This window comes from Ruegeria sp. BB10 (genome assembly GCF_056535725.1).
On sequence record NZ_JBQFIW010000001.1, the window covers coordinates 479,007 to 505,132 of the forward strand.

The following is a 26,126-nucleotide window of genomic DNA, read 5'->3' on the forward strand; positions in this document are numbered from 1 at the left end:
GGATTTGAATACCATGCCGATTTATGAAGGCGGTCAGAATATCTGTGGGGCCTCAATAGGCGTTCTTTGTCTTGAGAGCTATTTCCCCAAACCTCCGGGGCATATCAAGAATCCATCCAGCCTGCCGTTTCCGGTCCTTTATGAAATGATCGACGGCGTTACTGTCCCGACTCTGCTGAACAACCCCACACCCGAGCTGCTTGACCCATTCATCAAAGGTGCGCAGAGGCTAGAAGCTGAAGGCGTACGAGCCATTACCGGCAGCTGTGGTTTTCTCGCCCTGTTTCAGAAGGAACTGGCAGCAGCAGTGTCTGTTCCTGTATTTGCGTCCAGCCTGATCCAGGTGCCTCTGGCCTTTCACATGACCGGAGCCAAGGCGCCGGTGGGCGTGGTGACCGCAGATGCATCGGCACTGACGGACCGGCATTTCGAAGGCGTCGGAGCGGCTGGTATTCCCGTGGTCGTACAAGGGTTAGAGCACACCAGTGAATTCGCCGAAGTGATCCTGCGCAACACAAAAACCCGTATGGACACCGATCTGATCGAGGCCGAATTGATGGATGCAGTGCGCAACCTGAAGCGGCAGTCGCCTGACATCCGGTCCATCGTTCTGGAATGCACCGATCTGCCGCCCTACGCCGCGCGGATTCAGCAAGAACTTCAGCTGCCAGTATTTGATCTGACGACATTGGCTCAGATGGCGCATTCCGTTGCCACGCGTAGCGTTTATTCCGGGATCATGCCCTGGACGTAAAAATCTGCAGGCCAGGCGCTTCGTGCCATATCGGAAAGGCATGGACCCCGGTCTGCAATTGCGGATATGCCAATCCTTGCAAGGGGTGACAATGACCAAGGGGGTGTGGAAGTGTCTGTCGAACTATCCATCCTGATGGTCGCCATCTGCTTAGGCGCAGTACTTCAGGTCGGGGTAGGAATCGGGTTCAGCATCATTGCAGGCCCGCCAATGATGATCATGTTGGGTACATCCACGGCCGTGCCCGTTTTATTGCTGTTGAACACCATAGTGTCCGTGGTCGCCACTGACCGGCGCATCCTTGCGATCGAACGAAAGACAATCCTCATCGGCATTGCCGGGTGCCTTGTCGGAGTGATCGCTGGCCTGGCAATCTACCCGTTTCTAAGCGAGGTGTTCGTTCTGACCCTGACGGCCTGCTTGCTACTGACCGGGTTGATTACAACCCTTATCCCGTTTCACCGCGCCATTGGTACGGCGGGTTTCTCAGCCGTGTCAGGGTTATCCGGGCTTGCAACCGTTTGGGCAGCGACGCCCGGGCCCCTGATGGTGTTCGGTCTGATTGCGAAAGGTCATCAGGCCAAGGAAGTCGCGAAGCTGGTCCAACCCATTGCTCTGGTCGCCTATGGCATCGCGTTCTTGCTGCATAGTTTGTCTTCGGTGCAGACAAACCCGTTCGGGCCGCAGTTGTGGGCGTTCGCTTCGGTTACTTTGGTCGGTAGCCTGATCGGCCGCGCCATCGGCCCGTACTTGCCGCAACCACTTATCACTGCAGCAATTCGGCTGGTTTCGCTGATTGCCTGCTGTGTTCTCTTTCAACGTGCCTATGCGATGGCTTATCTCTGAGGGGCAAATGATGACACGCACTGATATACTGGCCCGATTCCCACGCACTAAGCTTATGTCCGGCCCAACGCCGCTGGAGCGCCTGAACAAAATGTCCAACGAACTGGGCATTGATCTGTGGCTGAAACGCGATGACCTGACGGGGCTTGGTTTTGGGGGAAACAAGACACGGCAGCTCGAATTCTATTTCGGTGACGCCATACAGCAAGGCGCTGATACTGTTCTGATCACAGGTGCGGTCCAATCCAATTATGTGCGTTCCGCCGCCGCGGCAGCTGCACGGTTGGGCATGCAGTCGGTCCTGCAACTGGAGGAGCGTGTGCCAGACATGGCCCCCGACTATTACACCTCGGGGAATGTTCTGTTGGCCAAAATCCTCGGCGCGGAACACATGAGCTATCCTCTGGGCGAGGACGAAGCCGGGGCAGATGCAGCCCTGCATGCGCGCGCGGATGAGTTAAAGGCACAGGGGCGCAAGCCTTACGTCATTCATCTGGGGCTACATCACCCTCCGTTGGGTGCTTTGGGGTATGTTACAGCGGGTCAGGAACTGTGCCAGCAGATGCGTGATTTTGATGCGGTTGTCGTGCCGTCGGGCAGTGGGGCGACACATGGTGGCTTGCTAACCGGCGTCGCGCTGTCAGAGGTGTCCGCGCCGGTCTTCGGTGTCTGCGTGCGTCGCGACAAAACCCAACAGCATACGCGCATGGAAACTGTCCTGCAAAAGCTGGCAGATTTGCTGGGCATCGAAGCGGACCCTCTGAAAGACAGAATTGAGGTTATGGACGAAGCCTTGCCCCCGGGTTACGGCAAGTTGAGCGCCAAGACACAAGCCGCATTGCAAAAGATGGCCCGGACAGAAGGAATATTCCTTGATCCCGTTTATACCGCAAAGACCTTTGCGGGGTTGTTGCATTTGGTTGAAACAGGGAAAATCCAACAAGGACAGAAGGTTGTCATGCTGCATACCGGAGGATTGCCTGCGCTGTTTGGTTACCAAAGCGAGTTGTTGGGCAGCCTGCAGTAAGACGGCCTGCTGCTTATGGGGTGGCGTCTACAAGCCAATCCATAATTTTCAAAGCAGCCGCATTGCTTTGCGCGCGCTCTGTCAGGCACACGAAGTACCCCCGTTCAGTATTTAGGCGCCGTGACGTCACCGGCGTCAATTGCCCAATGTCAAAATGGTCCTGCAACAGTGTTTGCCATCCCAGGATCACACCATCCCCGTTCAAAGCAGCCTGCAGGTAGACCATGAAACTGGTAAACTTCCGCTCGGACACTGGCGGGGGCGGTGTAAGGCCAGTATCTGCGAAGAACGTATTCCAGTCGTCGGTGTGATTGCCCATTGTAAGATGGAGAAGTGGGCTTTGCGCCAGGGCCGCCGGGGTGTCAGGGATGGTGTTCGCGACTTCAGGATGCGCCACTGCAACCATGGTTTCCTGAAAAATCAGGCGGTGCCTGACCCCCGGCAACCTGTCCGGGTGGTCAAACGCAATGATGATGTCGGCATCAGGCCCATATGCGTTGTTTTGGTCCCGGGATATTAACTCGACCGAGATTTCGGGATGCGCGGTACGAAAGGCAGGCAGGCGCTTCATCAAGTAACAGCTGGCGAAGCCGATGGTGGTGTTGACGGTGACAACATCTTTGTCCGGACGGCGGCAAATCTGTACTGCCGCGCTGCTAACCTGTAGAATGCTGCTGGCAACGGCGCGGAACAGAACTTCGCCTTCGCGTGTTAATGAGACGTTGGGGCGGGTCCGATTTAACAGTCTGACGGCAAGTTCCGTTTCAAGCGCGGCAACGCGGCGGCTGATTGCCGGTTGCCGAACATTCAGTTCTTGCGCGGCACGCGTAAAGCTGCGGTGTCGTGCAGCTGCCTCAAAAGCAGTAAGTAGTTTCCAATTTGGCGCGGCCATATCATTCCTCATTGGAATGTCGAGTATAAGGTTTTTCGATCTTTCCGGAAAAAACAAGCGGAATTAGCATTCTTGAAGAATAACAGCATTCCAAGAATGAGGTGCGTCATGAAAGTGCAAATAGCAGTTCATTGTGATCCGCAATCACGGATGCGGGCCGAAGCATTGGATCCGCCGTGCCAGACGCCGGATGAAGGTTTTTCTGAATGAAAACCACGGGTATCATCCTGTTAAACAAAGGTGTGCCATGACCCGACCCGCCCTTTGTCGGTTGGCCCGCTTTGTGGTCGACGATCCGCTTAGGCCCGACCCGGATACCCTGGCCGTGCTGCGCGATGGGGTGATCGATACGCTGGGCTGCATTCTGGCAGGTGTAAGAACCGAAGTGGCCTTCAAAACACGCGCAGCAGTGCAGGCTATGTCAGTGGAAGGCGGGGCTGAGGTGCTGGGTGCCAAAATGACAACCTCGCGCCCGCATGCCGCGTTTCTGAATGCGGTTGCGGGACATGCGCTGGATTTCGACGATTGGGAATTGCCCGGCAATACGCATCCGACCGTTGTTTTGCTTCCCGCGATGCTGGCTGTTATGGGGTCAAAGGCAACGGGTCGTGATCTGGCGCAAGCTTATTTGGCGGGGTTTGAAGTCATCGCACGTCTGGGTGAGGCGTTGAATTTCGAACATTACGACGCTGGCTGGCATTCTACCGCGACTTTTGGGGCTCCGGCCGCTGCTGCAGCTTGCGCGCGATTGATGGGGCTGGACGCATCGGAAACGACCCATGCGATGTCTCTCTCAATCAGTGCGATTGGTGGATATACCTGTCAGTTCGGCTCTGATGCCAAGCCGGTTCAGGCGGGGTTCGCTGCGCGAGCAGGGGTCGAGGCCGCCTGTTTGGCTCGCGCTGGTGTAACCGGTCAAGCACATGTGCTGGATCATGAGCGGGGGCAGGCGGTTTTGATGGGCGGGCTTGTGCCTGATCGGTTGCAGGCGGCGCTGGGCAAACTGGGAACGGGATACGCTCTGGCCGAATACGGGCTGGTTCTGAAACCCTGGCCAAGCTGCGGGTATACCCATCGGATCATGACCTGCGCACGTCGCCTTTATGGACGGATTGATCCGACGAAGATCACCGCGATTGACCTTTATGTGCCCGATTTTCACGCCGCCGTGCTGCCATTCGTGCAACCCAGGTCCATCCCAGAGGCTCTGTTCAGCCTGCCATTTGTAGCGGCTATGGGGTTGGTAAATGGTAATTTGACGCTTGCCGATCTCACGCAGCAGGCGTGGAAGAAACCAATGATTGAACGCCTGATTGGCAAGTCTCGTGTGCATGCTTTTGTGCCCAATCAGTCCGGTCAAAACTATTCGGCCAAGGACCCAGACCGACTTGTGGTGACGTTCCAAGATGGGCAGATCATCGAGGAAAGCTGCAGCTTTCCCACAGGTGCGCCGCAGTCGCCGATGTCACAATCACAGCTTTGGGAGAAGTTTGCGGCCAATACTGGGCCGGTGCCCGAAAGCTGGGTCGAAAAGTTGCGCATCTGGCCCGAGCTACCTGCCGTGTCCTCGTTGTTCTGCCGTCAGGGAGAATAAGCATGAGCCGCGTAAGATCAGGACGGACCGCCCGCAGAACTCAGCGAAAGGGTGGGGCAGGAACAGGCCCAACCACCGCGATCTGGCCGGGCATCGAAGGTGGGCGATATCGCCCAATCTCAACTGACGGGATTGCTGCCATCGACAAAACCGCACGCCGCATTCTGGCCGAGATTGGCATGGCCAACGCGACGCCCCGCTGTGTTGACACCGTCGTCGCCGCCGGGGGATTGGTTTCGGATGCTGGTCGGCTTTTGTTTCCGTCCAAGTTGGTGGAGCAAGTGTTCACAACGGTTGGCCGGGGTTTCACGTTGTACGGTCAACGGTCGGAATACGACCTTGATCCAAGTGGTACGCGCATCCACCTTGGTACCTCGGGCGCGGCGGTCCATATCATCGACAGCGCGACAGGTGAGGTGCGCGACAGCACGCTGAAGGACCTGCACGACATGGCGCGGTTGGCTGAAGCGCTGCCTAACATTCACATGTTTCAGCGCACAGTGGTCGCCCGGGATATTCCTGACACGCATGCAATGGAGATGAGCACGGCCTTCGCCTGCGCAGCGGGTACCGCCAAGCCAATCGGAACGTCCTTCAGTTCTGCCGAAACAATGCGTGAGGCGATTGAGATGTTCCATATGATTGCGGGCGGCGAAGCGGCTTGGCGGGCAAGGCCGTTCTGCTGTGTTTCCACGTGTTTTGTCGTGCCGCCGCTGACTTTTGCTGCCGAAGCACTGGGAATAATCGAATGCGCAGCCGAGACCGGGACACCGTTAAAACTGGTGTCGGCAGGGCAGGCGGGTGCGACAAGCCCCGCGCCTTTGGCGGGCGCTGTCGCTCAGCAAACGGCCGAGGTTCTGGCCGGGCTGGTCTATCTGAACCTGCTGAATCCCGGGCACCCGGCGTTATTTGGTGCCTTGCCCTTTGTCAGCGACCTACGCACCGGCGCGATGTCCGGTGGCAGTGCCGAGCAGGGCGTGCTGATGGCGGCCTGTGCGCAGATGGCGCAATATTATGGCGTTCCCTGTGCGGTGAGCGCGGGGATGACGGACAGCAAGCTGCCAGACTTTCAGGCAGGGTATGAAAAGGGCATCACCGAATTGCTCAGCGCGTTGGCGGGGGCCAATCTGATTTACGAAGCCGCTGGCATGTACGGCTCGCTTCTGGCGGCGAGCAAGGAAAGTTTTGTCCTGGATAACGACCTGATTGGATCGGTGATGCGTGCGACACGCGGGTTTGAGATCACCGAGGATGCGCTCGCCTTCGATGTGATCCGCGACATGTGCCTGAACGGTCCGGGGCATTTTCTGGGCGCGAGTCAAACCCTGGGCCGCATGCAAAGCGACTATTACTATCCCGCACTTGCGGATCGGACGACACCACAGGCGTGGTCCGATGCAGGATCACCCAGTCTGATCGATTCTGCACGCGTCCGGACCGACGCGATTCTTGCCGGCGATCCAACGCCCGTGTTCGGCGTAAAAACAGCAACCGACATCGCGCAGCGGTTTCCCGAGATTGGCAGATATTTTCCATGAGAATGGGCGACGAAATCGAACCTTGGGTTTCACGGCGAGAGTTGTCGCAAAGTCCGATCCAGCACCGCCCGTACCTGCGCCCCGATTTGTGGTGCTTCCGAGGCACGGGGGCCGGCGATGTTCAGAACCGACACCGGGTTTGCCTGCAGCCACTCACTGACTTGCGCGGCACTGGTCGCTATTCCTTTTCTGACATCGACGGTCAGATGTAACTTTCCAGTTTCTTCAGCGAAAACAATAGTTTGCTGCGTTCCGGGGCTGATTGAGCCATCCACAAAGATCAAGGTAGCATCGCTCGATAAGACATTGCAGCGGGTGCGTTCCACAACGTCTTCGGAGTGCGTTTCGGTCAGACCGTCGAATTGGGCCGGAATCCTTCCCTCCTCGTTCATGCGCCCTTTGGGGACCCAGCCACCGTATGCAAAACCGTTTTGGCGTGCGAACTCCAAAGCAGCCATATCTACGCCAGTCTGTCCACCTGAGACAATTTTCATGACTCACGCCCCTATTTGTTGTGGTCTAGATTAGTCAGGTTGCCGGTGTACCGCAAACCGGCGAAATTCAAAGGGCTGGAGGTATTCACCCCTTGCACGAAACGGATTTTGAGCGGTTCATGGGATCGTCAAACTGTCACCTGAAGGTCGGTTTGTCGCCTTGGACGCAATTGCCGTACGGTCAGAGTGGTCCGAATTTGTCCTGTAGTTCCTGTACGGCTCTCAGGTAGTGCAAGAGGAACTGGGGGCTTACCGGGCAGTTCCCCCAACAGAACCAGAGAAGTGCCCGCATTCAAAAAGGCTAATAAGGCATGGTGACACAATCTGACAGCAAGGCGGTCTTTCTGACGGGCAGCCTGATGGGGCACGTGACCCGGATGTCCTTGACCACCAGCATTGGTCTTATGGCAATTTTCGCCGTTGATTTCGTCGACATGATTTTCATCTCGATGTTGGGAAACGATGCACTGGCCGCAGCTGTTGGCTATGCCGGGACGCTTTTGTTCTTCACCAACTCGGTCAATGTTGGCCTTTCGATTGCGGCAGGGGCCCTGGTCGCTCGGGAACTTGGCGCCGGGCGGCACGAACAAGCGCGCCAATTCGGCACCAGTGTGGCTGTTCTGGGTGCCGTCGTCGGGTTGATCGTGTCTGTAACCGTCCTGTTCAATTTGACGTTCTTTCTGTCGCTTCTGGGCGCAGAAGGTGAGGTGCTGCGGTTGGCTGCCCGCTATACCTCGATCATTTTGCCAACCATGTGGGTGATGGCTGTGGCGATGACCGGTATGGCGGTTCTGCGCGCTTACGGAGATGCTCGGCGTTCGATGTTGGCCACGATTTATGGTGGTGTGGCAAACGCCGTGCTGGACCCGATCCTAATTTTTGCTGTCGGGCTGGGGCTGGATGGGGCGGCCATCGCATCGGTCATTGCGCGTATTTGCATGTTGATCGCGACGGTCAGACCGGCGGCGCGGGTACACCGCGGGTTTGGTCGGCCCTCTTTGCAGCAGCTTGGGGCGGATATTCGTCCGGTCAGCGCAATTGCTGTACCTGCCGTTCTGACCAATATCGCCACCCCCATCGGCAATGCCATCGTCATTCGTGAGATTGCACAGTTCGGAACGGATGCGGTGGCTGGCATGGCCGTGATCGGGCGGCTATTGCCCGTGGCATTTTCGGTCATTTTTGCCCTGTCCGGGGCCATTGGACCTATTGTCGGGCAGAATTTCGGGGCGGGGCAGTTCGACCGCGTAAAGCAGAGTTTTCTGGCCGGGGTCAAATTCACCGCTGTTTATGTCTGCGTGATGGCCGTCACCCTATTCTTATTGCGCGCGCCGATTGCCGATCTGTTTCAGGCGCAGGGGGAAACGCGCGCACTGATCTACCTGTTTTGCGGGCCGCTGGCCATGGCGTCGTTCTTTAACGGTGTGATCTTTGTTGCAAATGCCAGTTTCAACAATCTGGGTCACCCTGTGTATTCGACTTGGGTGAATTGGGGGCGGCATACTTTGGGCACATGGCCCTTTGCTGTGGCCGGTGCCTATATCGCAGGGGCACCGGGGGTCCTGCTGGGGCAGGCTTTGGGTGGCGTGATCTTTGCGGGGGTCTGCTGGGTTCTGGTCCGCCGGGTCGTATCAAAACTGGCTACGCCGCAACCGATGGACCCGTTTGCCGGGCAGACGCGGTTGCAAGCGCTGTTTGGGCGGCGAGGTTGGTAGATCAATCAGTTGCCTTGATTGCGCGCCTCTAGCCGTTCCAGGTTAACGACAGTCGACAGCATCAGCCGGTCGTGGCTCCAATCCTCGGTCTGTTGGATCGAAGCGGCACCGAGGCCCAGCACCAGTGCAAACAAGATTGTCAGGCCTAGGAACATGAACGGCATAGATGAGTTAACCGAAGGCGCATCGGCCAGCGCGATTACGCGTTGCCGCAGAACCCGCTTAGCTTTGCCTCCTGTAACCAGAGCAACATTCAGCACACGCGGGCTGCCGCGCACAACTGTTCGGGCGCAATAGTCCAAAAGACAGCTGGTGTAGTCCTGCGTGTCGATGCCTTTGCGGGCAACGACCGATTGATCACAGGCCAACTCACGCAGGCGGTCGAATTGGTATTTCAAGACCAGATAGGCGGGGTTCCAGAACAGAAGGGGGCGCAGCAGTTCAAACCCCAGCTCCCACTCTACATCACCGGCGCGGATGTGTTGCAGCTCATGCGCAAGGGCAAAGCGCATTTCGTGCGGGGAATCCAGCAGATGGCTGGGCAGCACTACATGGCGTCGACGCAGGCCGCGTACAGCAAAGGGAACGGCGATACGGTCGGACAGGCGGATGTCCACCTTGGCAGAGCGTCGCCACAGAAAGCTGGTATTCACCGTATCGCGGATCGACAGTCCGTCGCGGATGACGCGCAGGGTATAAATCAACGCTGCCAGCGCCAGCAGCGCAAGGATCCCCAAAACAACGGGGTGATCCCCGCTGAACAACACATCGACCCAACGCTGGCGTGTGTTCAGCAAGGCTTCGAACTGGGTGGCTGGCATCGCAATGTCACCACGCAGATAAGCCGCCACGGCGATGTCACCGATGGCTAGAGTGCCTTTTGCCGGGGTGTGAGTGGCCAGCACGGACACACCCAATGCCAGAACGGGGCTGAGGACGACGCACAGGCAAAGCGCCTTGAGCGCGTGCAGTTGCGCCACAAATCCGTGGCTGAAGGATGTTCTGGACAGAATGCCTCGGGCTGCCAGCCACACAAGCGCGGCTAACCCAAGGACCAGATTCAATTCCAGATACGCGTCGAGAACCGGTTTAACCGCTGTCATTTTGCAGTCTCCTCTCTACCAGTGCTCGAATTTCCTCCAGATCGGCTTCGCTGAGTCCTGCGTCGTCAACCAAACGCGCGACCAGTGTGGCGGGCGTGTCGTCGAACAGGGTCCGCGACAGGTTTTGCAGCGACCGCGCCTGATATCTGTCCTTCTCCAGCAGCGGCGTATAGATCAGCGTCTTTCCATCCTTGCGGCTTTCGACAAATCCTTTTTCATCGAGAATACGCAGGATGGTGGCGCCAGATGTATAAGCCAGATTGCGTTCGGCTGGCAGGCGATCAAGCACGTCACGAACCGAGCCCTGACCCAGCGCCCAGAGCTCGTTCATGAACTCAAGTTCTACTTCGGTCAGCAGGTTTGTTGTTTTTTTCTTTCGCATCGGTCTTTCGTGTCGCATTTTTTAGTATGCCTGACAGACAAGCATCCTTTCGCTGTTTCGCAAAGCTTAAACTTTCCAGAAGACGAAGATGCCCCAGCCGACGGACAGAAAAAGTGGTGTCCAGACCGGCTGACCCACCAGACCAAGCCAGGCCAGAAAGATATAGGCTGATCCCAGCAGGGTGATGAACAGCCGGTCGCCCAGCGTGGTTGTCAGGCCTAAAACACCCCGTCGTTCGATGCCGTCGCGGTACTTGAAACCTTCGAAAACGCCGATCAGGGCAATGGCCGAAAAGATGCCTACGAATAAGGCCAATGTGGCCGGGGTCCAGGCCATCCAGAAATCGGGCCACAGGGGTGCGGTCCAGGAAAAACCCTTTTCCTCTTGCTGGCCGACATTGCCCCATCCGGCCTGAGCCTGTGCGAAAGCCGTCGAGGGCAGGAAGGGAAGGATGAGTAGCAATTTTCGCATTTCGAACCTCATACACGACCCATCGCGAAACCACGCGCGATGTAGTTGCGGACAAACCAGATGACGATGGCGCCGGGGATGATGGTGAGCGTTCCGGCGGCGGCCAGGAGGCCCAACTCATACCCCGCGCTGGAAGCGGTGCGGGTCATTACGGCTGCGATAGGTTTGGCCTCGACCGCGGTCAGGGTTTTGGCCAGCAGCATCTCAACCCATGAGAACATGAAGCAAAAGAACGCCGCGACGCCCACGCCCGCTTTGATATTGGGCAGGAAGATGGTCACGAAGAAACGCGGGAAGGAATAGCCATCGACATAAGCCGTCTCATCCAGTTCCTTCGGGATGCCACGCATGAAGCCTTCCAAAATCCACACCGCAAGCGGCACGTTGAACAGCGTATGCGCCAACGCCACGGCCAGATACGTGTCGAACAGGTGGATCGACGAATAAAGCTGGAAAAACGGCAGGGCGAAGACCGCCGCTGGGGCCATACGGTTGGTCAGCAGCCAGAAGAACAGCTGTTTGTCACCCAGAAACCGATAGCGCGAGAACGCATAGGCGGCAGGCAAAGCCACGCAGACAGAAAGCACCGTGTTCAGAGTCACATAGGTGATCGAGTTGATGTAGCCCCAATACCATGTTGGATCAGTGAAGATGGTGATGTAATTTTCCAACGTAAAGGTCTGGGGAAACAGGGAAAAGCCCGACAGGATTTCATTCGTGGTCTTGAAGGACATCGCCACCAGCCAATAGATCGGCAGCATCAGGAATGCGATATAGAGGATCGGGATGATGGAACGCTTTTTCATTCTGCGTCATCCTTTGTCATCAGAGTGTAGAATAGCCACGACACAAGCAGCGTGATGGCGAAATAGATCAGGCTCATCGCGGCCGCAGGACCAAGGTCAAATTGCCCCAGCGCGATCTTCACAAGGTCGATCGAAAGCAAGGTGGTCGAGTTGCCGGGGCCGCCGCCGGTCAGAACGAATGGCTCGGTGTAGATGTTGAAACTATCCATGAATCGCAACAAGACTGCGATGGTCAGAACCGTTTTCATCTTGGGCAACTGGATATAGCGGAACACCGACCACGGGGTGGCACCGTCGATCTTGGCTGCTTGGTAGTACGCATCAGGGATCGACACGAGCCCCGCATAGCACAGCAAGACCACCAGCGAGGTCCAGTGCCAGACATCCATGACGACGACAGTGATCCAAGCCGAGATTGGCTGTTGGGTCATGTCATAATTGATGCCCAAAACGTCATTCAGAAAGTAACCCAGCAGGCCGATCTGGGGCAGGGTGAAGATATTCCACATCGAGCCGACCACATTCCACGGGATCAGCATCGGTAGCGCCATAAGCACCAGACAAACCGGCACCCAGAACCCTTTGCGTGGCATCGACAGGGCCACGATGATACCCAGCGGGACCTCGATGATCAGGATCAGGAAGGTGAACAGAAACTGCCGCCCCAGTGCGGCCTGGAATCGGTCAGATCGCAGGATTTGTTCAAACCAACCAAGACCTTCCCAGAAGAACTGGTTGTTGCCGAAGGTTTCCTGCACCGAGTAGTTGACCACGGTCATCATCGGCACCAGCGCGTTGAACGCGACCAGCGCCAGAACGGGCAAGACAAAGAACCATGCCTTTTGGTTTTCGGTTCTCATTGCACCCGCTCCTCGGTTGCGATCCAGCCGTCGCGATAGACGCGGGATTGTTCAGGTTTGAATTGCAGAAAGACTTGTGATCCGGGCTCGGGTACACTGTGTTCGGTCACAGCCTTAAGGGCCGTGTTGCCGACCATCGCACTGACAACAAAGTGGCGGCCGATATCGGCCACTTTGGTCACATGCGCCGGGATACCGGTGTCCCCAAAACCCACATACTCAGGGCGGATTCCCAGGTGTGTACGGCCTCCGTCACCAAGGGTGGGACCTTCCAGCATCACCTCGTGGCCTTCGAACACGGCGCGGTCGCCTTTGGCCTCGCAGGGCAGGACATTCATACCGGGTGAACCTATAAAGTGTCCGACAAATGTGTGCTGGGGGCGTTCAAACAGTTCGACTGGAGTGCCGATCTGAACCACTTCGCCTTCCTGCATTACGACGACTTCGTCCGCGAAAGTCAGCGCCTCGGTCTGGTCGTGGGTCACATAGATCATCGTGGCTTGCACGCGCTGGTGCAGTTCTTTCAGCTTTGACCGAAGTTTCCATTTCAGATGCGGGTCGATCACCGTAAGGGGTTCGTCAAACATCACCGCGTTTACATCATCGCGCACAAGACCGCGCCCCATCGAGATTTTCTGCTTGTTATCCGGGCTCAGACCCGATGCACGGGTGTTCAGCATATCCGTCACATCCAGCATCTCGGCAATCTCATCGACCCGACGTTTGATCGTTGTGGCATCGACGCCCCGGTTTTTCAGGGGGAAGGCAAGGTTTTCGCCCACCGTCATCGTGTCGTAGATCACCGGGAACTGGAACACCTGCGCAATGTTGCGTTGATCGGGGGGCAGGGTGGTGACGTCGCGGTCATCGAACAGAATCTGCCCCTCGGACGGCGTCAACAGACCCGAGATGATGTTCAGCAGAGTGGACTTGCCGCAGCCCGACGGGCCGAGCAGCGCGTAGGCCCCACCATCGCGCCAGGTCACATCGATTTCCTTCAGCGCGTAATCTTCCGGGCCTTTTGGCGTTGGCATATAGCTGTGTCGTAGGTTTGAAAGTTTGATCTGTGCCATGTCAGGCCACCCTTTTGCCGTCTTGGCCGAAATACCGGCAATGGGCCGGGTTCATATAAAAGCTGTGATCCTCACCGACCTGATAGGGATGCACACCGGCAGCCAGCGAGACCCACGCTTCATCCCCATGTTGGAAATGCGCGCTGGAATCGGAACCGGACAGTTCGGTGACGATTACACGACCGGTCAGTTCCACATCTGCGTCCGAGGTGCGGACCGGGGTTACTCGGTGCGGACGCACAGCGACCATGTATTCTCCATCAGCCATATCCGTAACGGTCCAGCCGCCCCCGCCCGCCAGTTGCGCCTGAGCGCCAGTGACCGAGACTCGAGCTACATTGATTGGCGGGTCCGAGAACACCCTCGCAGCGGCGATGTTTTCGGGATTGCGATAGATATCAGCGGTTGGGCCGAACTGAGTAACGTGGCCGTCTTCCATCAGAGCGGTGTACCCACCTAACAGCAGGGCCTCTTCTGGTTCCGAGGTGGCATAGACCACGACGGCACCGCGACCTGCAAACAGGTCTGGTAATTGTTCGCGCAGCTCTTCGCGCAATTTGTAGTCAAGGTTCGCCAACGGTTCATCCAGGAACACGGCGCGGCTTTCTTTCGCGATGGCACGGGCCAGCGCGGTACGTTGTTGTTGCCCGCCCGACAGCTCATGCGGGCGACGGTTAAGCATCGGGCGCAATTGCAGCAGATCGGCGGCCTCTTCCACGCGGCCCTCGATCTCGGATTGCGCCATACCAGCCACGCGCAGGGGCGAGGCGATATTGTCGAAAACACTCATATGCGGGTAGTTCACGAAGAACTGGTGTACCAAGCTGATCTGACGCTTTTGCGTGTTCAGCCGTGTCACATCCTGCCCATCCATCAGAACCTTGCCCGAGGCGATCGGGTCCAGCCCGGCCATCATCTTGATCAGAGAGGTCTTGCCCGAGCCCGTCGCGCCTAACAGCACGTTGAAATGGCCCGTTTGCAGTGTCAGGTTGGTGGGTTTGATATGGATGACGTTGCCAACGCGTTTCGTGGCATCTTGAAGTTCAATCATGTCCGTGAGTTCCGGTCCTTCAGTGCATCGCACTGGTCTTTGGGGTGGGGATGCCTGAACCGGCACCCCCGGGTTTCAATGGTCTACTGAGCCTGCCAGCGCTGAACCAGTTCGTCATAGTTGACTGTCTGGCCTTGCGGTTTTTCGTTCTCAAGCTTGGCCTTTGGCGAACCCTCTTTTTCCAGCCAGAAGGCAGGATCCTGCGGGTCGTTCAGGCGTGGACCACAACCACCGTAGACACCGGCGCTTTCGTCCGCAGCCTGCATACGGGCCATGGTGATGTCCATCTCTTCAGCCAGACGGTCCATCGCCTCTTGCGGGGTAAACGCACCCGAGTTCACGTCACCGATCTGCTGCCACCAGATCTGGGCCAGCTTCGGATAGTCCGGCACGTTGATGCCGGTGGGCGACCATGCCACACGGTCAGGCGAGCGATAGAACTCGACCAGACCACCCAGCTTGGGTGCGCGCTCGGTGAAGGACTCGTGATTGACCGAGCTGTCGCGGATGAAGGTCAGACCCACGTGGGACTTCTTCACATCGACAGTCTTGGAGGTCACGAACTGAGCATAGAGCCAAGCCGCCTGAGCACGATCCGCAGGGGTCGATTTCAGGAAGGTCCAAGACCCCACGTCCTGATAACCAACCTTCTGGCCTTCTTCCCAGTAGGGGCCGTGCGGGCTGGGTGCCATCCGCCACAGCGGCGTGCCCTCGTCATCCACGGTGTTGTTACCTTCGGATTTCGGCTTCACCATGTCGGCAGTAAAGGCGGTGTACCAGAAGATCTGCTGGGCGACGTTGCCTTGGCTAAGCGCTGGTAGCGACTGGTAGAAGTCATAGGACGCCGCACCCGGAGGCGCATAGGCACGCAGCCACTCATCCCATTTGCGGATCGCATAGACCGCAGCGGGACCGTTTGCAGCGCCGCCGCGGGACACGGATGCACCGACAGGGTTACAGGTGCCCGCTTCCATGCGGATGCCCCACTCATCAACCGGAATGCCGTTCGGCTCGCCAACGTCGCCGGCACCGGCCATTGACAGCCACGCATCGGTCATACGCCAACCAAGGTCAGGTGCGCGCTTGCCGTAGTCCATGTGGCCATAGATCGCCACTCCGTCGACTTCCTTCACGTCATTGGTGAAAAATTCGGCAATGTCTTCGTAAGCCGACCAGTTGACCGGAACACCCAGGTCATAGCCGTACTTTTCTTTGAACGCGGCTTTGTTGGCTTCGTCGTCGAACCAGTCCTTGCGGAACCAGTAAAGGTTCGCGAACTGCTGGTCAGGCAGCTGGTACAGCTTGCCGTCCGGACCGGTGGTGAACTGAATGCCCATGAAGTCATCCAGATCCAGCGTCGGCGAAGTTGTCGCCGCCCAATCGCCAGCCATCATGTCGGTCAGCGGATAGGCCAGTTGCAGGCGCGAGTGGGTGCCGATCAGGTCACTGTCGTTGACATAGCCGTCATACAGATTCCGGCCGGTCTGCAGCTGGGTTTGAACCGCCTGAACCACTTCGCCTTCACCGAGGATCTGGTGGTTGACCTTGATGCCAGTGATTTCCTCGAACGCCTTGGTCAGGACCTCGGATTCGTAAGAATGTGTCGGGATGCCTTCGGACAGGACGTTGATTTCCATGCCAGCGTAAGGCTGTGCAGCTTCGATGAACCACTGCATTTCCGACATCTGTTCGTCTTTCGACAAGGTCGATGGCTGGAATTCGTCGTCGATCCAACGTTGTGCTGCGGCTTCGTCGGCCCAAACGGGACCGTGCCCCGCAATGACGGCAGCCGCCGCCACTGCGGAAAGTAGATGTCTCCGCATCTGTCTCCTCCCAAAAAATTATGGTTGTCCGGTGCTAACCGGATGACCGACAGCATCAGCGATTTTCTGCGCACCTGTCAAACTAAATTTTTAGTAAATGATAATTCAGCCGGTTTCGAAGGGTTGATTTATCCTCGGTTGCCAATTTCTGAATTCGTTGTAAGCTGTCCTTACAATTACAAAAAATGCCACTGACCACCGTGGCGAATTTACTGAAAATCTCTTTGACGCATGGGGGTAAGTGATGTCCCGAAGCCTGTTGAAGTACACGCGTGTTCTGGAAATTGTCGGTGACACGATCAAGGTTCGGGTGCCGATTGATGGCGCGCGCGACCCAGCCGTTCGCTTCAACGATCTGGCGGTGATCGAGACGGTGGATGGCCGCAAAACTCTAGCTCAGGCGATCTTAATTGATCGGGACGTGGTGACGTTGCAGGTGTTCTCGGGCACCAAGGGCATATCCACCGAGGCGACGGCGACCTTTCTTGGCCACCCAATGCAGACGCCCTATTCGGCCAACATTTTGGGGCGCGTGTTCGACGGGGCGGGGGTGGCGATCGACGGCGGACCCGACCTGGCTGCCGAGCCGCGCATCGACATCGGTGGTCCCACCGTAAACCCGGCCGAGCGTGCGGTTCCCAACAAGATGATCCGCACGGATGTGCCGATGATCGACGTGTTCAACACGCTTGTCGAAAGCCAGAAAATCCCGATTTTCTCGGTCTCAGGTGAGCCGTTCAACGCCTTTCTCAGCCGAATCGGTATTCAGGCGGATGCCGATATCGTGGTGTTCGGCGGGCTGGGATTGATCTTTGATGACTATTACACGTTCCGCACCTCCTTTGAGGATGCGGGCGTGTTCTCGCGCACCGTGATGTTCGTCAATCAGGCGATGGACCCTCTAGTCGAACGCTTATTGGTGCCGGATATGGCATTGGCCGTGGCCGAGAAATTTGCGGTGGAAGAGGGCAAGCGCGTGCTGGTTCTGATGACTGACATGACCGCTTTCGCCGATGCGATGAAAGAAGTGGGGATCAGTCAGGAACGCGTTCCATCGCAGCGCGGATATATGGGTGACCTATATTCGCAGTTGGCGCGCCGGTACGAAAAGGCGTGTGATTACGCCAAGGGCGGGTCGGTCACCGTGTTGACCGTGACGACAATGCCAGGCAATGACGTGACCCATCCGGTGCCGGACAACACGGGCTATATCACCGAAGGCCAGATTTACCTGCATTCGGGTGTGATAGACCCGTTCGGCAGCCTGTCGCGCCTCAAGCAGAACGTAGTTGGTAAGACGACCCGCGAAGACCACGGGCAGATTATGAACACGATGATCCGGTTTTATTCGGAAAGCCGGGACGCCGCGCAGAAGCAGGCGATGGCGTTTGACCTGTCGGATTACGATCACCAACTGCTGAAGTTTGGCGCGCTGTTCCGTAAGCGTTTCATGGATATCAACGTCTCGATCCCGCTGGAGGATGCGCTTGATCTGGGCTGGAAAACCCTGGCTGAGTGTTTTGCCCCAGAACAATTGCTGATGAAGCAATCTCTGGTCGACAAATATTTCCCAAAGGATGCCGATGGCGCGGTTGCAGCTGAATAAATCGTCGCTCGCCCGCGAGCAGACGCAGCTGAAAAGCTATGAGCGGTTCCTGCCGTCACTGGACCTCAAGCGCCAGCAATTGATGGCGGAACGTGTGAAAGCCCGTGAGGAGGTGAGGCGGCTAGAGGATGAGGTGCAAGAGCTGGCCCAGCAGGTGGGGGCAAAGCTGCCAATGCTGGCACAGCAAAGCATCGATCTGGACGGGCTGGTGGAACTGAAAGACTACAGGATCAAAGAGGTCAACGTGGTGGGCGTCAAAATGCCTGATCTGGAGCGGATCGAGGTTGCTGTGCGCCCCTATTCGCTGTTGGCAAAACCTCATTGGGTGGATGCCGCGGCGCAGTTGCTGCATGACATGATCGAGGCGCGCTTGCGGGTCAAAGTGGCCGAAGAGCGGGTCAGGATTTTCGACAAGGCCGTTGCCACGATCACGCAGCGGGTGAACCTGTTCGAAAAGGTTCTGATCCCGCGCGCCAAGGCCAATATTAAGAAGATCCGCATCTACCTGAGTGACGAGCAGATGCAGGCCGTCGTCCGCTCGAAAATCTCCAAGCGTAAACATGCGCAAGAGGCGGCGTCATGAGTATCGCCCGCCTCAAAAAGCTCTCGCTGGTAGGACGAGCAGCGCAGAAAACCGAAACGCTTGAGGCTTTGCAGGAACTGGGGTGCATGCATGTATTGCCACTGGCCCCGCCACCATCTGAGCCGGAAAAGATCAGCGCGCGCGGTGCAAGAGATGCCTATAAGGCGTTGCGATTCCTGACAGATGTACCTGAGCCACGCCGCCAAATTCAGCGCGACACGGACTTTAATATGGATCAGTTCGTCAAGGATGTGCGCGACCTGATGCAGCGCAGCCGCGACATGACCGACAGGCGGGATTTTCTGGCCGATCGCATTGCGAAGGTGCGGCCGTGGGGCGATCTGGATTTTCCGCCCGATGACGTTCTGGCGGGCAACCGGCTATGGTTCTACCAACTGCCGTTAAAGCGTCGAGATGCTTTGAATGACCTGACGCTGCCCTGGGCGATTCTGGAGCAGGATCATCGGTTTATCTATGCGGTCCTGATCTCGTCGGATGAGCCCGCCGACGACATTCTGCCAGTACCGCGCACCCATACGGGGTCACTGCCCATTCATGAGCTTGAGGCCCAGTTGGAAGAGGCGGAAATTGCCATCGAAGCGCTTGAGGCCGAACGGGTCGCCCAGACCCGCTACTTGACGCTGATGCGGCGTAACCTCTCGGTGGCTGAGAGCGCGGCAGAGCTTGCCCATGCGACGCAGAAAGTGCGCGACGAAGAGGCGATGTTTGCCCTTCAGGGCTGGGTGCCAGAAGATCGCGTTGATGCCGTGTTGGACATGGCGAAGGGTAAGGAAGCCGCGATTCTGATCGAGGACCCAGGCCCCGAAGACTCGCCACCCACGCTGTTGGAGCAGCCGGAAAAACGTAACGCTGCCGTAGATTTGGCGCTGTTTTATCAAGTGCCAGGTTACAAAGATTGGGACCCAAGCGTCATCGTCGCCGTGTCCTTCGCGTTCTTCTTTGCAATGATTGTGGCTGATGCAGGGTACGGCGCGATCATACTGCTGGGCTTGCTGCTGTTTTGGAAACGAATGGACGGAACTGCAGGGCAGAAATCATGGCGTCGGTATGGGCTGATTATTTCGGGCGCGACGATTGTTTATGGCTTTCTGGTGGGCAGTTATTTCGGTGTGTCACCGCCGGAAGGGTCGATCCTCGCCAAGGTGAAACTGCTCGATCTGAACAACTTTGGTGCCATGATGATGGTCTCGATCGTTGTGGGAGTTCTGCATTTGGTGCTGGCCAATGCACTGGCCGCCCACGCCGCCTGGGGTCAGCGCAAGGCGATTGCCAATCTGGGCTGGATCGCTGCGCTGATTGGCGGATTTATTTTGTGGCTCAGCTATATGAAGGGAAACTCTGCAACACCCGGTGCGGTGATCCTTAGCGCGGGTGTTCTGGCGATCCTTTGGTTTTCCAGCGATCGCCAGATCAACAAGCCAATCGATTGGTTATGGCGTCTGATTGGCGGCATCCAAGCCCTTGCCGGAGCGATGGGGGCGTTTGGTGACGTCCTCAGTTATATGCGCCTGTTCGCGCTGGGCTTGGCCTCGGCCTCGCTGGCGATCACATTCAACGATCTGGCGGTGTCAGTGATGCACGCGCTGAAGGGACCCGGGATCCTGTTCGCTCTGCTGATCCTGATCGTCGGTCACGCCCTGAACTTCGCCCTCGCGATGATGAGCGGCGTCGTCCACGGGCTGCGTCTTAATTACATCGAATTCTTTAAATGGGGTTTGCCGGATGAAGGCATCGTCTTTCGCCCGTTTGCCCGCAAGGAGGTTCAGGAATGAATGAGCTTGTTCTTACATTGGGTTGGCTGGGGATTTACGCACCGATGGCACTGGGGGCGGCGGCAAGCGCCATTGGCTGCTCCATTGCTGGTATGGCCAGCATCGGTGCCATGACCGAGACCGAGGGGGGCTATGGCCGGTTCGTCGGCGTTTCAGCCTTTCCGTCGACCATGGTGATCTATGGCATCGTCATCATGTTCACCCTGAACCGTGAGGTGACGCCTGAAAATGCGGGCGGGTTGTTCGGGATCGGCATCTTGTCGGGCATCGCCTTGATGTATTGCGGTATCTGGCAGGGCCGGGCCTGTGCAGCAGCGATCAATGCAACCAAGGAAAAGCCGGAAATCTTCGGGCTGTCGTTGGCACCGGCCGCGATTATCGAAGGCTTTGGCGTTTTCGCCTTCGTCTTTGCCTTGGTCATCAGCGCGGGGATAAGCTGATGGCACAGGATGGCATGATCTCTCACGGTGTTGACGCGCTGATCGACAAGTTGCGCAACGATGGGGTGGCCGCTGGCCAGGCGGATGCAGATAAACTGCGCGCCGATGCCAAGGCCGAAGCGGCGAAGATACTGGCCGACGCCAAACGCGAGGCGGACGCGTATCAAAAGAAGGCCCGCACGGATTCTGACAACTACCGCGCAGCGGGCGAAGAGGCGCTGAACACCGCCATGCGGGATGCGGTGCTGACCATGAAAGCCGGGCTGACGGACCACTTCCGCGAAGATGTCGAACGTCTGGTCACCAAGGAAATGGCTGATCCAGACCTGCTGAAGCAGATGATACTCGAAGTTGTGGGCCGTGCGGCAGAAGGCGCCAATCTGGACGGAAAGGTAGAAGTCATTTTGCCCGCCAAGATCGCCACGCAAGAGGATATCAAACAGAATGCCGACGATATCCAATCTGGCAAGCTCACCAAATACGTACTGGGCCTGACCGCTGAAATGCTGCGCGAGCAGGTCGAATTGCACGCCTCGGATGATGCCGAGGGTGGCATACGGGTGCGGGCGGACGATCAAGGCGTGGCTTTGGATCTGACGGATAAAGCGGTGGCCTCGTTGCTGATGGAGCATCTACAGCCGCGTTTCCGGGCCGTTCTGGAGGGGGTGATCCGTTAGAATGCCAAACCCTGACGCCTATATCGCGCTGATCAGCAGCTTACCGGGGTCGGAGCGGTTGTTTGTCGCCAAACAGCCGCCCTTGTCGCGGTTGCGGCTGGATCGACGTTTAACGGCGCTGACACCCGAGGATGCGCGCGTTTTGAAGGTGTTGGAGCATGCTTTGAACTGGGGCGACTACGACATCGGGGTAACCGACGCGCAGGCCATTGGGCGCTGCAACGAGGCGTTGCACGATATCTCGCAGCCCACCTTGCGCAAGATGCTTATTGAGCGGATGGACTTGCGTACTGTAGTGGCCGCGCTGCGCCTGCGCAAACAGGGGGTCAGCCCACCTGCCGGATCGTTCGGTATGGGGCGTTGGGCCCGCCATATCCCTGCCAATTGGAACGACCCGAGCTTTCGATTGGAAGGTCCGATGCCTTGGATCAAGGAGGCCCAGCAACTATTGGACGCCGCAGATCCTTTGGGCTTGGAGCGGCTGCTCTTGTCGGTCAGCCACAAGCAACTGAAACGCCACGCTGCCCGCCATTATTTCGATTTCGAAGCAGTGGTGATCTACGTGCTGATCTGGAACATTTTCGACCGCTGGGCGCAAAGCAACGCGCAGGAGGCGGCCAAAAGATTTGAGCATCTGGCCCAGCAGGCCATGGCTAATGTCGCCGATATCGATTTTGACGGAGCAAACGCATGACCGCCCCAACCTCTGCCAAACAGACCGCCACCGCCCGTGTCGTCTCGGTGCAAGAGGGGTTGGTGCAGATTCAGGCTAACCATGACGCCTCGGGCCAGCCCGGGCAGTTGGTCAAGAACGAAGTGGTCTTTATTCTGCCAACACGCCCCGGGCCGGGTGGGCGGCAGGAACGCCTGAAGGCCGAGGTGCTGCGGGTGCGTGGTGATACGGCGGATGTGCAGGTCTATGAAAGCACTGACGGGGTTGCCGTGGGTGACCCGGTCGAACAATCTGGCCAATTGCTGTCGGTCGAGCTGGGGCCGGGTTTGTTGGGGCAGGTGTTCGACGGGTTGCAATCGCCTTTGCCCAAAGTAGCGGCTGATTTTGGCACCTTCCTGCCCCGCGGGGCTGATGTCGCTCCGCTGGACGATCAGGCAAAATGGTCGTTCAGCCCTTCGATCAAGGTCGGGGATACGGTGACGGCCGGTGACAGCATCGGAACGGTCCCCGAGGGACATTTCACCCACAAGATCATGCTGCCGTTTAACTGGATGGGTGATTACAAGGTCATCTGGGTACAAAAAGGCGCGGCCACGATCCACGACATAGTGGCCCGTCTGGAAGATGAGCAAGGCGGCGAACACACGCTGACCTTATGCCAGAAATGGCCAGTGCGGCGGCCTTTATCGGAAAGCATTCTGAAACGCCCGCTGTCCGAGCGGTTGTATCCGACCGAACCGGTCCTGACCTCTCAGCGCCTGATCGACACGTTCTTTCCCATCGCACGCGGGGGGACGGCCTGTATTCCTGGGCCGTTTGGGGCGGGCAAAACCGTTCTGCAAAACCTGATCGCGCGCAATGCCAAGGTGGATATCGTCATTGTCGTAGCCTGTGGCGAACGTGCGGGTGAAGTGGTTGAGACGATCCATGAGTTTCCCAAGATGACCGACCCAACCACGGGTGGCAGTCTGATGGATCGTACGATCATCATCTGCAACACGTCGTCCATGCCGGTTGCCGCGCGCGAGGCCTCGATCTTCACCGGTATTACGCTGGGCGAATACTATCGACAGATGGGCTATGACGTGTTGCTGATTGCCGACAGTACCAGCCGCTGGGCGCAAGCGATGCGCGAAACATCCGGAAAACTTGAAGAAATCCCGGGCGAAGAGGGTTTTCCTGCCTATCTGGAAAGCTCGATCAAGGGACTGTATGAGCGTGCCGGAGCAATGAAAACCAATGACGGCGATTTGGGCAGCCTTACCTTGATCGGAACCGTCTCCCCCGCCGGCGGCAACTTTGACGAGCCGGTCACGCAATCGACCCTGTCCACAGTGAAATGTTTCCTCGGCCTGTCTTCGGAACGCGCCTACAAGCGGTTTTATCCTGCGGTCGATCCGATGCTCAGTTGGTCGCGCTATACGGATCAATTGTCCGACTGGTACGACAAAAACGCCGAACCGGGTTGGACCGGCAAGGTCCGGGATTTGCTGGCCCTGATCGAAAAAGGCGAACAGGTCGATCAGATGATGCAGGTGACGGGGGAAGAGGGCGTCACGATCCAAGATTTCGTAACCCAGCAAAAAGCGCTGTTTGTGGATATGGTTTATCTGCAGCAGGACGCGTTTGACAAAGTGGACGCGACGGTGCCGCTGGAACGTCAGAAAATGACCTTCAAGCTGGTCTACGACGTGACCCAATCAACTACGGAGTTCGCTGACAAGGCCGAGGTTCGGCAGGTGTTTACGCAGCTCACAGGATTGATGAAGAACTTTCACTATGCGGCGGAAAACACACCGGAATTCAAGTCGATCTGGGGGCAGATACAAAATCTGTGCCGCGAGAAGTTTGGTGTCTAAATAGGGAAGTGGTAGCCCGTAGGGGAATCGAACCCCTCTTTCCAGGTTGAAAACCTGGCGTCCTAACCGATAGACGAACGGGCCATTTGGTATGGCGCAAGCACAAGTGGTAGCCCGTAGGGGAATCGAACCCCTCTTTCCAGGTTGAAAACCTGGCGTCCTAACCGATAGACGAACGGGCCACGCTGGCTTGTGGAGGGCCTTTTACGGTTTCGCCCGGACCCCCGCAAGCCGAAAAATGCAAGGACGTGAAAGTTTTTTCCAAGGCCTGAAATCGGGCTTAAATGGCCTCTGCTGCGTCTTCCAGCCGAAGTTGCACACTTTGGCGTCCACCCCACGTGTTCACTTCCAGCCGTCCGGCGAAATGAAAGCGCGCGCCGCCGTGATTTGACAGCTTTTCGCCCATCGGACCGTCAAAGGCCCCAAAGGCAATGGCGTCCAGACCGCCGCCAACACCGTCGGACAGGGACAGTTTCAGATGGGATTCACCAACGCGTTTGGCAAAACGCACCTGCAGGTCGGGCAGCGCATATCGCGGGGCAGGGGCGCTGGCCCCGAACGGACCTGCCTTTTCGATCTGTTCGATCAGATCAATAGTGGCTGCGCCAGGCATCAGGGTGCCATCCAGTTTCAAATCGGCCGGACCGTCGTCACCCGCGCCTTGCTTGGCCAGCAATTCGCTGAGCCGCGCCATGGCAGGTTCCAACTGGTCGCGCATCACGGTCAGACCCGCCGCCATCTTGTGACCGCCGCCTTTGACCAGCAACCCTTCGGCGGCAAGCCTCTGGATCGACGCACCCAGATCAACGCCCGAGATCGAACGGCCCGAGCCTTTGCCCTCATCCCCGTCGAAACCGATGACAATCGCGGGGCGGTTGGCGTTCTCCTTCAGGCGTGAGGCCACGATGCCGACCACACCGGGGTGCCAGCCTTCACCCGCAGCCCAAACCAGCGGCGCATCCAGACCACGTTCCTCGGCCTGCTCTAACGCTGCGGCACGTACGGCGTTTTCGATGTCACGACGCTCGGTGTTCAATTCATCCAAGCGTTGCGAGAGCGCCTGCGCCTCATGCATCGATTCTGTGCTAAGCAACCGCGCGCCCAGGTCCGCCTGACCAATGCGCCCGCCCGCGTTCACGCGCGGACCCAGCAGAAACCCCAGGTGATAGCTGTTAGGCGCCGAGTCCATGCGCGCCACATCCGACAGCGCCACAAGACCGGGCCTTTGCCGTTGGGCCATAACCTTCAGGCCTTGTCGCACAAGCGCCCGGTTTGCCCCGATCAGCGGGGCCACATCAGCCACGGTCGCCAGCGCCACGAGATCCAGCAGACCAATCAAGTCAGGCCCCTTTACACCTGCCTCACGCAGTTGACGTCCGGCTTCGACCAGCATCAGAAACACGACACCGGCGGCGCAGAGAAAGCCCAGATCGCCGCTTTCATCCTGCCGGTTCGGGTTCACCACGGCGGCACAATCGGGTAGAGTTTCGCCGCCCAAGTGGTGATCCAACACGATCACATCCGCGCCCTTGGCGGCTGCAATCGGTTCGTGACTCAGTGTGCCGCAATCGACGCAGATGATAAGGTCATGCGTGGCGGCCAGTTCCTGCATCGCGGGCACGTTGGGGCCATAGCCCTCGTCAATTCGGTCGGGCACGTACAAAGTAGCCTGCAGGCCCATCTGCCGCAGCCAAACCAGCAGCAAAGCCGCAGAACTGGCGCCATCTACGTCATAGTCCGCGAACACTGCGATCCGCTGATTGTTCGTGACCGCTAACAGGAATCGCGTTGCGGCTTTTTCCATATCCTTCATGTCGCGCGGGTCAGGCAGCAGTTCTTTCAGTTTGGGTTCCAGAAACCCGGACGCCTCCATAGCAGAGATGCCGCGTCGCGCCAGAACCTGACACACCGCGCGGGGCAGACCGGCCTGTTGGATCAGCATTTCCGCGGCCCGCTCAACGTCGGGCACTGGGCCGACCCAACGTCGCCCGGATAGTGACTGCTCAACCCCAAGATAACTCATGGTGTGCCTCTTATGCGCCAAGGCCGGACCCTCTCGGATCCGG

24 protein-coding genes and 2 tRNA genes are annotated in these 26,126 nt (G+C 57.8%); 13 read left to right on the top strand and 13 right to left on the bottom strand.

Annotation, left to right across the window (positions count from 1 at the left end; all coding sequences use genetic code 11):
* Window positions 1-13: 13 nt before the first annotated feature.
* The 3 genes from ACR3EP_RS02465 (at window position 14) to ACR3EP_RS02475 (ending at window position 2,627) form a co-directional block, all read left to right on the top strand.
* On the top strand, window positions 14-754 hold the full coding sequence (locus tag ACR3EP_RS02465) for an aspartate/glutamate racemase family protein (RefSeq protein ID WP_480636158.1): 741 nt from the start codon (window positions 14-16) through the stop codon (window positions 752-754).
* A gap of 111 nt (window positions 755-865) precedes the next feature.
* The gene (locus ACR3EP_RS02470; protein WP_170409264.1) at window positions 866-1,600 is read left to right on the top strand and encodes a TSUP family transporter; all 735 of its coding nucleotides are present in this window, start codon (window positions 866-868) and stop codon (window positions 1,598-1,600) included.
* A gap of 10 nt (window positions 1,601-1,610) precedes the next feature.
* Entirely contained in the window at window positions 1,611-2,627 is a 1,017-nt protein-coding gene (locus tag ACR3EP_RS02475; protein WP_480636160.1) for a D-cysteine desulfhydrase family protein, read from the top strand.
* 13 nt (window positions 2,628-2,640) lie between these two features.
* Here ACR3EP_RS02475 and ACR3EP_RS02480 read toward each other — a convergent pair whose 3' ends face one another.
* Entirely contained in the window at window positions 2,641-3,519 is an 879-nt protein-coding gene (locus tag ACR3EP_RS02480) for a LysR substrate-binding domain-containing protein (protein WP_480636162.1), read from the bottom strand.
* 247 nt (window positions 3,520-3,766) lie between these two features.
* Between ACR3EP_RS02480 and ACR3EP_RS02485 the strand changes: the two genes are divergently transcribed.
* Together ACR3EP_RS02485 and ACR3EP_RS02490 are read left to right on the top strand one after the other, a co-directional pair.
* Window positions 3,767-5,113 carry an MmgE/PrpD family protein gene (locus tag ACR3EP_RS02485; protein ID WP_480636164.1) on the top strand — a complete coding sequence of 449 codons (1,347 nt, stop codon included), beginning with the start codon at window positions 3,767-3,769 and terminating at the stop codon, window positions 5,111-5,113.
* Window positions 5,114-5,115: 2 nt separating this feature from the next.
* Window positions 5,116-6,651 carry a trimethylamine methyltransferase family protein gene (locus ACR3EP_RS02490; RefSeq protein WP_480636166.1) on the top strand — a complete coding sequence of 512 codons (1,536 nt, stop codon included), beginning with the start codon at window positions 5,116-5,118 and terminating at the stop codon, window positions 6,649-6,651.
* A 29-nt stretch (window positions 6,652-6,680) separates the two neighbouring features.
* Here ACR3EP_RS02490 and ACR3EP_RS02495 read toward each other — a convergent pair whose 3' ends face one another.
* Entirely contained in the window at window positions 6,681-7,145 is a 465-nt protein-coding gene (locus tag ACR3EP_RS02495; RefSeq protein ID WP_480636168.1) for a putative molybdenum carrier protein, read from the bottom strand.
* 311 nt (window positions 7,146-7,456) lie between these two features.
* Between ACR3EP_RS02495 and ACR3EP_RS02500 the strand changes: the two genes are divergently transcribed.
* On the top strand, window positions 7,457-8,860 hold the full coding sequence (locus ACR3EP_RS02500; RefSeq protein WP_480636169.1) for an MATE family efflux transporter: 1,404 nt from the start codon (window positions 7,457-7,459) through the stop codon (window positions 8,858-8,860).
* Window positions 8,861-8,865: 5 nt separating this feature from the next.
* Here ACR3EP_RS02500 and ACR3EP_RS02505 read toward each other — a convergent pair whose 3' ends face one another.
* The 8 genes from ACR3EP_RS02505 to ACR3EP_RS02540 all read right to left on the bottom strand — a co-directional run bounded on the left by ACR3EP_RS02505 (window position 8,866) and on the right by ACR3EP_RS02540 (window position 16,429).
* Window positions 8,866-9,963: a M56 family metallopeptidase gene (locus tag ACR3EP_RS02505; protein ID WP_480636171.1), complete on the bottom strand. Its 1,098-nt coding sequence runs from the start codon at window positions 9,961-9,963 to the stop codon at window positions 8,866-8,868.
* Complete coding sequence (locus ACR3EP_RS02510) at window positions 9,950-10,345, bottom strand: BlaI/MecI/CopY family transcriptional regulator (RefSeq protein WP_170348226.1); 396 nt, start codon at window positions 10,343-10,345, stop codon at window positions 9,950-9,952. The genes ACR3EP_RS02505 and ACR3EP_RS02510 overlap by 14 nt, the downstream gene beginning before the upstream one ends.
* Window positions 10,346-10,411: 66 nt before the next feature.
* Complete coding sequence (locus ACR3EP_RS02515) at window positions 10,412-10,816, bottom strand: DUF2160 domain-containing protein (protein ID WP_480636173.1); 405 nt, start codon at window positions 10,814-10,816, stop codon at window positions 10,412-10,414.
* Window positions 10,817-10,824: 8 nt separating this feature from the next.
* Window positions 10,825-11,622: a carbohydrate ABC transporter permease gene (locus ACR3EP_RS02520; protein ID WP_155139158.1), complete on the bottom strand. Its 798-nt coding sequence runs from the start codon at window positions 11,620-11,622 to the stop codon at window positions 10,825-10,827.
* A complete protein-coding gene (locus ACR3EP_RS02525; protein WP_170348228.1) occupies window positions 11,619-12,482 on the bottom strand; it encodes a carbohydrate ABC transporter permease in 864 nt (287 codons plus the stop codon). The genes ACR3EP_RS02520 and ACR3EP_RS02525 overlap by 4 nt, the downstream gene beginning before the upstream one ends.
* A complete protein-coding gene (locus tag ACR3EP_RS02530; protein WP_170374698.1) occupies window positions 12,479-13,555 on the bottom strand; it encodes an ABC transporter ATP-binding protein in 1,077 nt (358 codons plus the stop codon). Before ACR3EP_RS02530 ends, ACR3EP_RS02525 begins: the two co-directional genes overlap by 4 nt.
* A 1-nt stretch (window position 13,556) precedes the next feature.
* Window positions 13,557-14,606 (bottom strand): ABC transporter ATP-binding protein, encoded by a 1,050-nt coding sequence (locus ACR3EP_RS02535; RefSeq protein WP_170357763.1) that lies wholly within the window; start codon window positions 14,604-14,606, stop codon window positions 13,557-13,559.
* Between the two features lie 83 nt (window positions 14,607-14,689).
* The gene (locus tag ACR3EP_RS02540) at window positions 14,690-16,429 is read right to left on the bottom strand and encodes an ABC transporter substrate-binding protein (protein ID WP_170348231.1); all 1,740 of its coding nucleotides are present in this window, start codon (window positions 16,427-16,429) and stop codon (window positions 14,690-14,692) included.
* 244 nt (window positions 16,430-16,673) lie between these two features.
* Between ACR3EP_RS02540 and ACR3EP_RS02545 the strand changes: the two genes are divergently transcribed.
* Genes ACR3EP_RS02545 through ACR3EP_RS02575 form a run of 7 tightly spaced genes read left to right on the top strand, consistent with a single transcriptional unit; the run spans window position 16,674 to window position 24,060 of the window.
* A complete protein-coding gene (locus ACR3EP_RS02545) occupies window positions 16,674-18,035 on the top strand; it encodes a V-type ATP synthase subunit B (RefSeq protein ID WP_480636175.1) in 1,362 nt (453 codons plus the stop codon).
* Window positions 18,013-18,618 (top strand): V-type ATP synthase subunit D, encoded by a 606-nt coding sequence (locus ACR3EP_RS02550; protein WP_480636177.1) that lies wholly within the window; start codon window positions 18,013-18,015, stop codon window positions 18,616-18,618. Before ACR3EP_RS02545 ends, ACR3EP_RS02550 begins: the two co-directional genes overlap by 23 nt.
* The gene (locus ACR3EP_RS02555) at window positions 18,615-20,411 is read left to right on the top strand and encodes a V-type ATP synthase subunit I (protein WP_480636179.1); all 1,797 of its coding nucleotides are present in this window, start codon (window positions 18,615-18,617) and stop codon (window positions 20,409-20,411) included. Before ACR3EP_RS02550 ends, ACR3EP_RS02555 begins: the two co-directional genes overlap by 4 nt.
* A complete protein-coding gene (locus tag ACR3EP_RS02560; RefSeq protein ID WP_170348235.1) occupies window positions 20,408-20,851 on the top strand; it encodes an ATP synthase subunit C in 444 nt (147 codons plus the stop codon). The genes ACR3EP_RS02555 and ACR3EP_RS02560 overlap by 4 nt, the downstream gene beginning before the upstream one ends.
* On the top strand, window positions 20,851-21,528 hold the full coding sequence (locus tag ACR3EP_RS02565) for a hypothetical protein (protein ID WP_480636180.1): 678 nt from the start codon (window positions 20,851-20,853) through the stop codon (window positions 21,526-21,528). Before ACR3EP_RS02560 ends, ACR3EP_RS02565 begins: the two co-directional genes overlap by 1 nt.
* A gap of 1 nt (window position 21,529) precedes the next feature.
* Window positions 21,530-22,222: a hypothetical protein gene (locus ACR3EP_RS02570; RefSeq protein ID WP_480636181.1), complete on the top strand. Its 693-nt coding sequence runs from the start codon at window positions 21,530-21,532 to the stop codon at window positions 22,220-22,222.
* Window positions 22,219-24,060, top strand: a complete 1,842-nt coding sequence (locus ACR3EP_RS02575) for a V-type ATP synthase subunit A (protein WP_480636182.1) — start codon at window positions 22,219-22,221, stop codon at window positions 24,058-24,060. Before ACR3EP_RS02570 ends, ACR3EP_RS02575 begins: the two co-directional genes overlap by 4 nt.
* A gap of 9 nt (window positions 24,061-24,069) precedes the next feature.
* On the opposite strand, the gene ACR3EP_RS02580 is transcribed toward ACR3EP_RS02575, so the two are convergent.
* From ACR3EP_RS02580 to recJ, 3 genes are all read right to left on the bottom strand, one after another.
* Window positions 24,070-24,144 (bottom strand) — tRNA-Glu (locus tag ACR3EP_RS02580).
* Between the two features lie 23 nt (window positions 24,145-24,167).
* Window positions 24,168-24,242 (bottom strand) — tRNA-Glu (locus tag ACR3EP_RS02585).
* 98 nt (window positions 24,243-24,340) lie between these two features.
* Window positions 24,341-26,083, bottom strand: a complete 1,743-nt coding sequence (gene recJ / locus ACR3EP_RS02590; protein WP_480636184.1) for a single-stranded-DNA-specific exonuclease RecJ — start codon at window positions 26,081-26,083, stop codon at window positions 24,341-24,343.
* Window positions 26,084-26,126: the final 43 nt, after the last annotated feature.